The organism is Hyalangium versicolor (genome assembly GCF_020103695.1).
Lineage (GTDB): Bacteria > Myxococcota > Myxococcia > Myxococcales > Myxococcaceae > Hyalangium > Hyalangium versicolor.
The window spans coordinates 74,292-86,188 of record NZ_JAHXBF010000001.1; the positions used below are offsets into that span (position 1 = coordinate 74,292).

Annotated in this window: 8 protein-coding genes; 3 read left to right on the plus strand and 5 right to left on the minus strand. The window is 66.6% G+C overall.

What is annotated here, in order from left to right:
• Positions 1-87: 87 nt before the first annotated feature.
• A complete protein-coding gene (locus KY501_RS00260) occupies positions 88-918 on the plus strand; it encodes a WD40 repeat domain-containing protein (RefSeq protein ID WP_224360299.1) in 831 nt (276 codons plus the stop codon).
• Between the two features lie 7 nt (positions 919-925).
• Here KY501_RS00260 and KY501_RS00265 read toward each other — a convergent pair whose 3' ends face one another.
• Complete coding sequence (locus KY501_RS00265; protein ID WP_224360300.1) at positions 926-1,807, minus strand: C39 family peptidase; 882 nt, start codon at positions 1,805-1,807, stop codon at positions 926-928.
• A 71-nt stretch (positions 1,808-1,878) separates the two neighbouring features.
• A complete protein-coding gene (locus tag KY501_RS00270; RefSeq protein WP_224360301.1) occupies positions 1,879-2,913 on the minus strand; it encodes an amidohydrolase family protein in 1,035 nt (344 codons plus the stop codon).
• Between the two features lie 204 nt (positions 2,914-3,117).
• On the opposite strand from KY501_RS00270, the gene KY501_RS00275 reads away from it, so the two are divergent.
• Positions 3,118-4,710: a M20/M25/M40 family metallo-hydrolase gene (locus tag KY501_RS00275; RefSeq protein WP_224360302.1), complete on the plus strand. Its 1,593-nt coding sequence runs from the start codon at positions 3,118-3,120 to the stop codon at positions 4,708-4,710.
• Positions 4,711-4,931: 221 nt separating this feature from the next.
• Positions 4,932-7,190, plus strand: a complete 2,259-nt coding sequence (locus tag KY501_RS00280; protein ID WP_224361047.1) for a serine/threonine protein kinase — start codon at positions 4,932-4,934, stop codon at positions 7,188-7,190.
• Between the two features lie 25 nt (positions 7,191-7,215).
• On the opposite strand, the gene KY501_RS00285 is transcribed toward KY501_RS00280, so the two are convergent.
• Genes KY501_RS00285 through KY501_RS00295 form a run of 3 tightly spaced genes read right to left on the minus strand, consistent with a single transcriptional unit; the run spans position 7,216 to position 11,897 of the window.
• The gene (locus tag KY501_RS00285; protein ID WP_224360303.1) at positions 7,216-8,313 is read right to left on the minus strand and encodes a response regulator; all 1,098 of its coding nucleotides are present in this window, start codon (positions 8,311-8,313) and stop codon (positions 7,216-7,218) included.
• Positions 8,314-8,340: 27 nt separating this feature from the next.
• Positions 8,341-10,422: a hybrid sensor histidine kinase/response regulator gene (locus KY501_RS00290; protein ID WP_224360304.1), complete on the minus strand. Its 2,082-nt coding sequence runs from the start codon at positions 10,420-10,422 to the stop codon at positions 8,341-8,343.
• Positions 10,419-11,897 (minus strand): CHASE3 domain-containing protein, encoded by a 1,479-nt coding sequence (locus KY501_RS00295; RefSeq protein WP_224360305.1) that lies wholly within the window; start codon positions 11,895-11,897, stop codon positions 10,419-10,421. Before KY501_RS00295 ends, KY501_RS00290 begins: the two co-directional genes overlap by 4 nt.

Below are 11,897 nucleotides of genomic sequence, written 5' to 3' on the forward strand. Positions count from 1 at the left end.
TCGCCCAATCACTCGCAGTCGCAGGTCCTGAACCTTCGAGGGGAGTATCATGCCCCCCCCTTTTTCAAGGAGGTTCCCCTGTATCGTTTGACCGTTGCTGTGGTTCTGGCTCTGGGTGCATGTGGCGGTGACGACGATTCTCCGCCGGACGACAACCCCTCGGGACCCCAGGTCAAGGAGATCACGATGCCCACGGGCATCACCGCCAACTCGCCGCGCTTCTCTCCGGATGGATTGCGGATCTCGTTCGACTACGGCAATACCGACCAGGAGGACTCGCTCGCGGTGGTGGATCGCGATGGACAGAACCTCAAGGTCCTCGCGGATGGCTGCGACACCTTCTGTGAGAGCGCGTGGCATCCCACCACCCAGGAGATCTTCTTCTCCCGCGAGGACGGAGTGAATTCAGTCCCCTCCACGGGCGGGACGCCGCATGTGGTCTATGAGCCTTTCGGATTCACGAAGGGCCTCGACGTGTCTGCGGACGGCCAGTACCTGGTCTTCAGCGAGTTCCGCCCCGTGCTGCTCAAGCTCTCGGATGGCACGACGCGGGAACTCGACACGGAGGACAACGCCTATGGGCTCCGCTTCTCCCCGGATGGCAAGAAGCTGCTCTACTTCGACTACTCGACCGATACGGTTCGCCTCCGGGATCTCGAGACCGACACCACCATCAGCCTGCTCGCCACGGACAACTACCTCACCTCGGCCGACTGGTTCCCGGATGGGAACAGGATCGCGGTGATCACCGATGATGGAATCGAGCTCCTGACGCTCCAGGCAGGAGGCGCCGCGCCGACCCGCTCGATGCTGAAGGAGGGCTTTGCTCTCAAGGACGTGGACGTGTCCCCGGATGGCAAGTCGATCGCCTACTGCGTGAACGGCAGGCGATCGATCTTCGTGCTCACCGGCTTCTGAGCGCGCCTCAGCCGAAGATGGAGTGCCAGACCTTCTTGGCGCCGTCCGAGATCTTCTCGGCGGCGTGGGTCACGTTGGAGATGCCGTTGGCCGCCAGGCGAGCGAAGCCGGACTTGATGTCGCTGCCGAGGCTGCTCTCGGGCAGCTGGATGTCCGAGGCCTTCCGGGACACTCCATCTCCGCCCACCACCGAGCGCCCGTCGTTGGGCACCGTGCTGATCATCACGTTGCTCAGGCCCGTGCTCACGCCGCCCATCTTCAGATCGCCCCACTTCTTCTGGAACTCGTCCGCCGGCATCGTGTAGCGGTTGCCGCCCGCGCTGTCGGCGACCACCACGTCGCTGATCTTCCCGCTCGCGTCGCGGTCGTAGCCCGTCACCGTCATGTAGTGCAGGTTGGCGTTGGAGCCGCTGTCCGGGTCCATGAGGACGATTGGCGGCACGCCCTGATCCACCATCTTCGCCAGATCATCCATGCCGGCGTCCGTCTTGATCTCGGCGCGCATGCCGTTGTCACGCGCGTAGTCGACGATCTTGTCCGGCGCGGTGAAGACGTTGAAGGCGCGGATGGACTTGTCGATCTCGTCGTGAGTCGTCGGCTTGCCCCAGTACGTCATCACGTTGGCCAGCGACGTGGTGCCGCACGCGTTGGTGTTGCCCTGATCCTGGGCCAGCACGCCGAGATCGTTGGCGGTCAGCTTCGTAGCCCCGCTCGGAGCCGGAGAGCCCGGTCCCGTCAGGGCGCGGGTGTTGGCCGCCTGGAAGGAGGAGGCGCCCGAGTGTCCCGTGGCCTGAGTCGCCGGAGCCTGCTGCAGCGCCTGCTTGGGCGCGCTCTGCGGCTCGCGGGTGGGGGGCTGAACGGGGGCACGCAGACTGTCGATCCGGGACATGGCGATCTCCAAGAGTTTGAGAAATTGTCGCCAGGGCCCTCTGGAAGTTGCTTACATGTGTGTACGTATCCTCATTTTGTCGCGGCAGGCTCAAGTCTCAGGAAACGTGCAGCATTGTTGTAGAGGATGTCGCGCTTCTGCTCGGCGCTGAGGAAGGGCGCGTCTTCGATGAGCTGGATGGCTCGGGGGAGGACCTCGGGCCACACCATCTGATCGGAGCCGAACATCACCCGGCGGCCGAAGCCCGCTTCGACCAGGCGCTGGAGGTAGCGATAGAAGCCGGCCTTCGGCAGCGCGTAGATGATCACGCCCGTGTCGACGTAGACCTGGGGATGAGCCCACATCACCGCGAGCATGTCGTCGAGCATCGGCCAGCCCGCGTGCATGACATAGATGCGCAGCCGGGGATGCTTGAGGAGCACCTCCTCGAGCGCCAGCGGCGAGTGCATCCGGGCGCGGTATTTGTCGAAGCCCAGATACGGCGCTCCCGGGGGCCCCGTCCCGATGTGGATGCCGACCGGCACGTCCAACTCCTCGGCCAGCGCCAGGTAGGGCTCGAAGGCGGGATCGTTGGGCTCCATACCACCGTACTGGTTCGCCACCTCCGCGAGCGCCTTGTAGCGCCCCTCCTTGAACCACTGCCGCACGGTCTCCACGGACGGGGGTTGGTCCGCCACGTTGAGGAACAGCGTGGGGATGATTCGCTCGGGCTCCGCGGCGTGCCAGCGCTCGACGACTCCCGCTCCGGGGCCGCTCGTCAGGGCGGTGATGTTGTAGCGCCGCAGGATCTCGATGCTGCGCCGCAGCAACTCGTCATCCGTCGAGGGTGACCAGAGGGGATCCTGGCACTCCGGCTTCTTGAGCCATCCGATGAAGGCCTCGGGCCAGGGTTGGCTTGGATCCCACGCCGGGAGGTTCTTGCCGGAGACGCACATCGCGAGCGGCGGAGGGCCCTGCTCATCCGCCGCCATCGCATGGAAGTGCACGTCGATGATGGGCTGCGGCGAGGTGCCGCGCTGCGTTGCATGCCCGCAGGCCACGAAGAGCAGACATCCCACGGAGAGGGCGAGGCGCTCGAGCGGTGGGAGTTTTGAACTCAAAGACATGAACGTTTCTCCCCTGGGAGGGCACTGCCCTCCAGGACGGGTCATGGGGGACTGCCGCACAGAGTGCGTCCGGTTTCTGTGCACATTCCCGGAATTTCATTAAGGTCCCGCCTTGGCGCAATAAGCCTGCCTTTACATCAATCCGCAAAAGACAGGTTCCAGGAATCCCCCAACCAGAAGTCCTGCGCCGAGGAGATGTTGCGTATGACGTTGAAGAAGGTTGTTTCGACCGTTGCCTTCCTTGCCTGTGCCACCCCCGCGTTCGCAGAGGCTCCGCAGCAGTCCCCGAAGGAGAAGATGGTGTGGATCACCATCGGCTCGGATGCACTGGCGACGGTGCGCGAGTCCTTCAAGAGCGATGGCGTGGAGCTCTCCGCGCCGCTGCGTGAGAAGGGCGGCGTGGTGGCGCTGCGCCTTCCCGAGTCGCAGATCGTGAAGCTGGCGGGAGTGATCCACTCCAAGCTCAACCGGTGTGCGGGCTTCGTGGCCCATGACTCGGAGACGCAGGCCCTGGAGGAGGTGGAGCGCGCCACCACCGCCGCGCTGGCCCCGGCCCCGAGCGCGGTCAGCTACTTCATCAACAACGGCCCCTCGGTCAACGCGATGCTGAGCGGAGTGGCGGAGCTCAACATCCGCAACACCATCAACTCGCTGTCGACGAACTACAACAACCGCTACTACAACGTGCAGTCGGGCAAGGACGCGGCCACGTGGCTGCAGAGCCAGTGGACGACGATCGCCTCCGGGCGCTCGGACATCTCGGTGGCGTTGTTCACGCACACCTGGACGCAGCCGTCCGTCATCGCCACCATCACCGGCACGACGCTGCCCAACGAGGTGGTGGTGCTCGGCGGGCACCTGGACTCGATCAACCAGAGCAGCCCCACCACCGGCAAGGCGCCGGGCGCGGATGACGACGCCTCGGGTGTCGCCTCCATCACCGAGGCCTTCCGCGTGGCTGTTGCCAACGGCTACAAGCCGGCGCGCACCGTGAAGTTCATGGCCTACGCGGGTGAGGAGGTGGGCCTGTATGGCTCGAAGGCCATCGCCAACTCGTTCAAGAGCAGCGGCGTGAACGTGGTGGGCGTGCTGCAGCTGGACATGACCAACTACAAGGGCTCCAGCTACGACTTCGGCATGGTGACGGACAACACCAACGCCACGCTGAACAGCTTCACCACCAGCCTGATCAGCACGTACATCCCGGGCACGACGTACACCAACATCACCTGCGGCTACGCCTGCTCGGACCACGCCTCGTGGTACAGCGCGGGCTACCCGTCCACGATGCCCTTCGAGGCGACGATGACGACGGACAACCCGCAGATCCACACCACGGGCGACACCCTGACGTACATGGGCGGCACGGCGACGAACTCGGTGAAGTTCGCCAAGCTCGCGGTGTCCTTCCTGGGTGAGCTGGCCAAGGGCGCGACGACGGGCAACACCCCGCCGCCCACGGACGGTGGTGGTACGGGTGGCAATACGCTGACCAACGGCGTGGAGTCGGCTCAGTACTCGGGCGCCAAGAGCTCGATGACGTGCTGGACGCTGACCGTGCCGTCCGGGAAGACCTCGCTGGTCTTCAACACGGCAGGCAAGACGAGCAACACGGGTGATTCGGACCTGTACGTCCGGTTCAACGCGGAGCCCACGACCGGCACCTACAACTGCAAGTCGGAAGGCTCCACCAACACCGAGAGCTGCAGCGTCACCAACCCGAGTGCCGGAACCTGGTACGCCTGCTCGTACGGCTACAGCGCGTACACCAACGTGACGATGAAGGGCACCTACTAGCCTCACGCTGAATCCGCTGTGAAGTCCGGACGCCCGGGAGCCCCATGGCCCCGGGCGTCTGCGTTTTCATCCATTCTTTTCGCTGGGCAGCACGGCCTCCAGGCTCAGCGTTCGGGAGCCGGAAATACGCCTGTGGGAGCAGTGACCCGGAGGCGAGATGGGCGTGGAGTGATCCCACCCGTGGAGCTGTCTTCTCCACGGAGGGAGGCCGTTTGGAGCAGATGGGCAAGTACCAGCTCGTGCGCAGGCTGGCGACGGGTGGCATGGCCGAGGTGTTTCTCGCCAAGGCCGCTGGCCCCCGGGGCTTCGAGAAGGAGCTGGTGGTCAAGCGCATCCTGCCGCACTTGGCCGAGGATCCGCAGTTCGTCGAGATGTTCTTGACGGAAGCCAAGCTGGCTGCGCGCCTCAACCACGGCAACGTCGTCCAGATCTTCGACTTCGGCGAGCAGGAGGACTCGTACTTCATCGCCATGGAGTACGTGGAAGGGCTCGACCTGAGGACGCTCGCGCGGCGAGCCCTCCAGCGCAGTACGCCCATCTCCTATCCGCTCATTGCCCGGATCGTCTCTCTGGCCTGCGAGGGGCTGGCCTATGCCCACGAGCTGACGGATCCCCAGTCCGGAGCGCCCATCGGCTTCATCCACCGCGACATCAGTACGGACAACATCCTCGTGTCGACGACGGGCGGAGTGAAGGTGGTGGATTTTGGCATCGCCAAGGCCGCCAACGTGGGGCAACAGACTCGCAGTGGGGTGCTCAAGGGGAAGCTGGCGTACATGCCTCCTGAGTATCTGCTGGGCACTCCCATCGATCTCCGGGCGGACATCTATGCGCTCGGAGTGGTGCTCTACGAGCTCGTCGCAAGCCGCAAGCCCTTCACGGCCGAGTCGGAGGCCGTGCTTGCGCAGCTCATCGTCCATGGGCCTCCGGCGGACATCCGGGCGCTGCGCGCAGGCGTTCCCGAGCCGCTGGTGCATGTCATCCAGCGGGCGCTCCACAAGAAGCGGGAGGCTCGCTACGACAGTTGCCGCCACATGCAGACGGATCTCGAGCGCTTCCTCTTCCAATGCGGTGAGCCTGTGGGCGCGCACCAGATTGCCCAACTGGTCAAGGCCCTGTCCGCACCGGAGCCTCGTGCGGTGGGCCGGGTGTCGCGGGATGTCTCCGGGGTGGGGCGAGGCGCCGCGCTACCTGCCTCCCAGGAACTCTCCCGGTCTCAGAAGGTGCTCCCTCCCATCGCGGCCCTCATCCCGGCGCCGCCTGAGCCGCTGGACGCTCCGGACAAGAAGGAGGCGGAGGGCCCGACCGAGCCTTTGGATCGGTCACGCCTCACCCCGGTGTCTCGCGAGGATCCTGGGCTCGAAGCGTCGCTGCGGCTCGTCACCCGTTCTCGTTGGCGCTGGCCGCTGGTCCTGGCCGTGAGCGCTCTCGGGTTCCTGGCCGTGGCGGTGGTGGTTTTCTCCAGGGAACCCGAGCGTTCCGTTGAGGACATTCCCTCTCCAGCAGTTCGGGAGCCGCTCCCGGAGGCACCGTCTTCTCCGCCTCCATCGGGTGACCCGGTCGTGGAGGTCCCGCAGCCTGCGCCGCAAGCCGTCCCTGAGGTGCCGCAACCCGAGCCTGTTGTGAGTGGAGAGAGTGCGTCAACGGGCACTTCGGACCTGTCGGGGCAGGCTCTGCTGCGGGTGGAGTCCAACCTTCCCGGGCAGGTGTGGATCAACAGCACGCTGAAGGGAAACACCCCCTGGGAGGGGCGCATCAAACCCGGACGGATGAAGCTCGAGGTCTCTGGAGTGATGCGAGGAAAGAACTTCAATCAGTCGAGGACCCTCCAACTCGCCGCGAATGAGCGCCGCGCGGTCTCTTTCACGATCCGGCGCGTGAAGGTCCAACCTCGAGGCAAACCCGATGATGTCCGGATTCTGCAACTGGACGGGCAGCAGCTCGATAGTGGCGGGTGGGTGGAGACCTATGAGGGATGGCACCTCGTCAAGGTCCAGCACCTGCCCACGGGCAAGATCTCTCTCGTGGAATGCGAAGCCAGGGCGGGGCAGCGGCTGTGCAAGTTCGTCGTGGCCGCGCCGCAACCGTCGCCTCCTCCCTCTGCGCCCCTTCCGCCGACGGTCTCGGTCGTCGCGGTGCCCTCGGCGGCGGAATCGCCACCCGTGAAGTCCGTGCCAGGAGACCCCGCGCTCGATTTGAAGAAAATGCGTTTGCAACAACCGATTTCCCGCGAGCTGCTCGAACAGCGGGTGCGCGACATGAAGACGTGGTTGCTCGACAACGTCCAGAATCCCCAGGATCGTCTGGGCCTGATCGAGCAGCTCGATCAGTCTCATGAGCTGCTGGTGCGCTCGACGAGCGCCCATGAGCGCATGGGGATTGCCATCAAGCTCGATGGCATCGAGGAGCAGCTGGCGCGCCGCTTGGGCCGGAAGATCAACACGCCACCCAAGCAGACTCCCGCTTCCGAGGGCCGGTAGCGCACCGCTCACTCGATCGAGCCGGCTACCGGCTGTTCCCCGCCGTCAGCCACCGTCCCTGGTGCGTCAGATCCTCGATGGCCACCATGCGCATGCGCGTCTCATGCTCGGTGAGGAAGACGCGCAGCGCCTCCCGGATGAAGGGCAGGGCGGCGGTGAGCTTGTCGGCGTCCAGGATCTCCGGGTCCACGTGGGCGCGGTGGCACGCACGCGCGATGGTGGTGTTGGCAATCACGGTCGACAGCCCGCTGAGCGCCACCACCCGGGCAAACAGCGTGCCTGGATCCGACTCGGACTTCGCGGGAGCCCGGAACGGAGGTGGGGTGGGGAACTCGGACTCCTTGCCCCTCCGGAGCAGGTTGCGCACCTGGGCGCGCAGCAGCCCCAGATCGCTCGCCTTGGGGCAGAACGCATCCACCCCGGCCGCGAGCGCCTCCGCCATCCTCTTGCTCTCGAAGAGATCGGTGAACATCAGCAGCGGCACGGTGGCCAGCTTGGGATCCGCGCGGATGAGGCGCGCGGCGGCGATGCCGTCCATCTTCGGCAGGATCAGATCCATCAGGATGCAATCCACCGTCTGGGCCTTCAGCATCGGCATCGCCTCCTCGGCCGAGGCGGCGGCGATGAGGTCGTGCCCGTCCTTGCGCAGTTCCTCCACCACTGCGTGGAGGAAGGTGGGGCTGTCATCCACCACCAGTACCCGGCGGCGGCGCGCGGCGGCCACCAGCTTCGGCTCGGACTCCAGCGACTTGAGCGGCGCCAGCGTCAGCTCCCGGGCCCGCTTCACCACGTAGGAGGGATCGTACGGCTTGCCCACGTAGTCGTTGGCCCCCCGGTCCAGTCCGCGAAGCCGGGCCTGCACGGCCGCCTCCGTCGAGAGCAGGAGCACGGGGACATGCGAGGTGCGCTCCTCGGAGCGTATTTGGATGAGGAGCTCCACCCCGTCCCCGTCCTGCAGGTGGACGTCGAGGATGACCAGATCGAACCGCATCTCGGCGAGCGCTTTGCGGGCTCCGCTTACGCTCCCCAAGGCGCTCGTCGCGAACCCCGCTGGGGTGAGTACCCCCTCGAGGTCCGCTCGGACGGTCGCACTGTCATCGACGATGAGTACCTTGGGTTTCATAAAGCCCCTCCCTTCAGAAACGTGAACTCAGGATCCATTCCCCGGCTCCTCCGGCCCACTGGACAGGCGCGCCACGGTGGCGAGGAAGCCAGGTTGATCAAACTCGCCCTTGACGATGTACGCGGAGACGCCCGCTTGTTGTCCTTGCTTCCGGGCCTCCTCCGTCGCCAGGGACGACACCATGATGATGGGAATCGCCGCCAAAGCGGGAGTGCCCCGGAGTCTGCGGGTGAACTCCAGGCCGTTCATCCCCGGCATCTCCACGTCGACGATGATGAGGCTGTAGCGGTTCCGAAGGGCCCGCTCCATGCCCTCCTCGCCCGAAGCCGCCAGGTCCACCGTGTAGCCAGCGGACTCGAGGATGCTCTGCTCCAACATCCGCGTGGTGACGCTGTCGTCGACGACGAGGATGTGGCGGTGGTGTGTGACGCGAGGCTCGACCAGGTGGGCCGCGCCCTGGCGTACCTGCTGCGCCACGCCCGCCATGTCCAGGACGAGGAGGGGCTCGCCCTGGGCATCGAAGCTGGCGCCCGCCACCAGCGGCAGGCGGGGGACGGAAGGTGGGAGAGGCTTCACCACCACGCGGCGGATGCCATGCATCCGGTCCAGGCCGACAGCCACCTGCTCCTGTCCTCTGCCAAGCACCACCGCGGACCAGGGGCGTGCGCGTGCCGATTCGGGCTGGCCGAGCGCCGCCAGCAGGGGAAGGAAGGGCAGGGCGCGGCCCTCGTGGGTGAAGGTGGCGCGAGGCCCGGTCCACGTGAGCGCCTCGCCCGGCAGGCGCACCGAGGCACTCAGCGCGTGCAGCGGCAGCAGCACCCGCTGGCCTCCGGCCTCGGCCTCCAGCACCTCCTGCGAGGTGAGCGAGACAGGCACCTCCAACTGGAAGCAGGCGCCCAGGCCGGGGCGGCTGGTGGCGCTTGCCTCGCCCTTGAACTGTTGCGCCGTGTCCAGGAGCACGTCCAGCCCCACGCCGCGGCCGGACACGTCCGTCACGGCCGAGGCGGTGCTGAAGCCCGCGCGGAAGAGCAACTCGAGCAGCGCCTGCTCGTCGAAGGACTCGGCCTCCTCCCGCGTGACGAGCCCTCGCTCCACCGCCGCGCTGCGCACGCGTCCCAGGTCCACGCCACGTCCATCGTCCTCGCAGGTGAAGCGCACCCGTCCGCCATGCCGCTCCACCCGCAGCGAGATGCGGCCGGTCTCCGGCTTGCCCAGGCTGAGGCGCTCCTCGGGAGCCTCGAGCCCATGATCCACCGCGTTGCGCACGACATGGAGCAGGGCCTGCCGCACGGCGGCCAGCACGTGCCCGTCCAACCTCACGTCTCCGCCTTCCAGTTGCAGCGAGACCCGCTTGCCCAGCGAGGCCGCGGCCTCATGCGCCGCCAGCTCCAGCGCGGCATGGAGGGAAGAGGTGGGCACCAGCCGCAGCGCATGACTGGCATCGCGCAGTTGAACCAGCTCCCCCTCCGCCTTGCCCAGTCCTCCATCCAGCCAGCGGCCTGCTCGCGAGAGCGCATCATTCAGCCCCTCGGCCACGGCGAGCGTGCGAGAAAGCCACCGGGCCCGCTCAGCGGGCGTGGCGCTCGTTGCCGCGGGCGAGGTGAGCTGCTCCAGCAATCCCCCGGAGGCGTGCCGGGCATGGCCCACGGCCTCCACGGCCTGCCGCAATCCTCCCAGCTGAACCACGGCCTCGGCCACCCCGTCCAACAGCTCGTCCAGCGCGGCCAGCTCCACGCGCACCGTCTCCACAGCGGGGCCCATCGGCCGAGACTCCGAGGCGAGCGTGGCGGGGGATGTCAGCTCCGCCAACGCCGCTCTCATTTGCCCCACCAGCCGGAGGAAGTCTCCCAGGCTCTCGCGCGGCAGGGGCTCGCCTCGGTCCCGGTATGGCGCGAGCGCGTCCTCCACCGCATGCGCCATCTCCGCGAGGCGCACTTGCTTCACCACCTGCGCCGCGCCCTTGAGCGTATGCGCCCAGCGGAAGAGCTGGGGCACCATCCGTGCGTCTTCCGCCCCCTCCTGGAGAGACACGAAGCCGTGGCCGAGCTGCTCCAACAGCTCACGGGCCTCTACCTGGAAGTGGCCGAAGACGCCGGATGAAGGACTCATATCGAGGCTGAATGGCGCGCATCCACGATCGTGGAGAGCTGCCGGGACAGTTGGATGAGGTGGGTGGAGGTCTGCAGCGTCTGCGAGGAGCTGATCTCCGTCTGCTTCGCGGTGACGGCCACCTGCTGGATGGCGCTGTTCACCTGCTCCACGGCGGAGGTTTGCTGCTGCGTGCTCAGCTCGATCTGCCGCGCCACGTCCAGGTTGGCGCCGGTGAGATCGGCGATGCGCTTGAAGGTGTCCGCCACGTCGACGAACTGCCGCGTGCTGTTCAGCACTGCCTTGGAGCCATCCTCGGTGGCCATGATGGTGGTGTTGGCCGCGGCGCGGATCTCATCGATGAGGGTGCGCACGTCCTTGGTGGAGGCGCCCACCCGGTCCGCCAGCTTGCGGATCTCCTCGGCCACCACCGCGAAGCGCCGGCCGTGATCGCCGGCCCCCGCGCTCTCGATGGTGGCGTTGATGGCGAGGATGTTCGTCTGCTCGGCCAGCTCGTTGATGATGTCCAGGATGCCGCCGATCTCCTGGGAGCGCTTCCCCAGATCCAGCATGTGGTTGACGATGACGTCCACCTGGCGGCGCACCGTCTCGATGGCCTCGCGAGCCCGGTCCACCGTCTGCGCGCCCGTGCGCGTGGCCCCCACGGTCTCGTCCGCGGCCCGGGACACCTGTTGGGCGTTGCCGGCGATCTGCCGGAACGTGGAGAGCAGCTCCCGGACGGTGGTGGACACCTCCGTCGTGGCTGCGGCTTGCTCGCGCGCTCCCGCCGCCTGCTGCGTGGCCGCCGCCTGCAGCTCGGTGGAGGAGCTCTGCACGTGCTCCACCGCCATGCCGATCTGCCGTTTCAGCCCGCGAGTGATGTACAGGCCCGCGCCCACCATGACGAGCAGCATGCCGATGACTCCGAACCGCGACAGCGCGTTCAGGAATCGTGCGTTCTCCGCGGCCTGCTTGTTCCGCTGCTCAAGATTGTCCCTCTCGATGGCGGTCATCTCCTCCACCCGCTTGCGCAGCTCGCTCACCAACTGCTGGGATCTGGCGTTGAGGATGAGCTGCTGGGCTGGCTCGAAGCCCTTCTCCCGGCGCGTGGAGATGACGGTGCGCATCTCCCCCAGGCGCGTCTCGAGCCCCGGGATGATCGTGGCCAGCCGCCGGAGCTGGTCTGGGGTGTCCTCCAGGAGTTTTTGCAGCGCGTCGAGGTTCTGGTGGATCGTCGACTCGCCCTCCTGGAATGGCTGCAGGTAGGCATCCTGCCCGGTGATGACGAAGCCTCGCGTCCCCATCTCCGCCATCCGCATGGTGGCGGGAATGGAATCCAGCGCGGCGATCACCTGGTAGGTATGAGACAGGCCCTGGCTGGACTGGGTGAACTCCTTGTTGGCCTTCAGCGCCACGATGGAGATCAGCACCATGATCACGGTCACCGCGGCATAGCCACCGGCGACCTGCTGGCCCACCGTCAATTTCCGAAGCAT

Excerpts from the sequence above, each read along its gene's own strand:
- KY501_RS00265 (WP_224360300.1), bottom strand. The coding sequence starts at position 1,807 with ATGTCCCGGATCGACAGTCTGCGTGCCCCCGTTCAGCCCCCCACCCGC.
- KY501_RS00270 (WP_224360301.1), bottom strand. The coding sequence starts at position 2,913 with ATGTCTTTGAGTTCAAAACTCCCACCGCTCGAGCGCCTCGCCCTCTCC.
- KY501_RS00275 (WP_224360302.1), top strand. The coding sequence starts at position 3,118 with ATGACGTTGAAGAAGGTTGTTTCGACCGTTGCCTTCCTTGCCTGTGCC.
- KY501_RS00280 (WP_224361047.1), top strand. The coding sequence starts at position 4,932 with ATGGGCAAGTACCAGCTCGTGCGCAGGCTGGCGACGGGTGGCATGGCC.
- KY501_RS00285 (WP_224360303.1), bottom strand. The coding sequence starts at position 8,313 with ATGAAACCCAAGGTACTCATCGTCGATGACAGTGCGACCGTCCGAGCG.
- KY501_RS00290 (WP_224360304.1), bottom strand. The coding sequence starts at position 10,422 with ATGAGTCCTTCATCCGGCGTCTTCGGCCACTTCCAGGTAGAGGCCCGT.
- KY501_RS00295 (WP_224360305.1), bottom strand. The coding sequence starts at position 11,897 with ATGCTTCGGAAATTGACGGTGGGCCAGCAGGTCGCCGGTGGCTATGCC.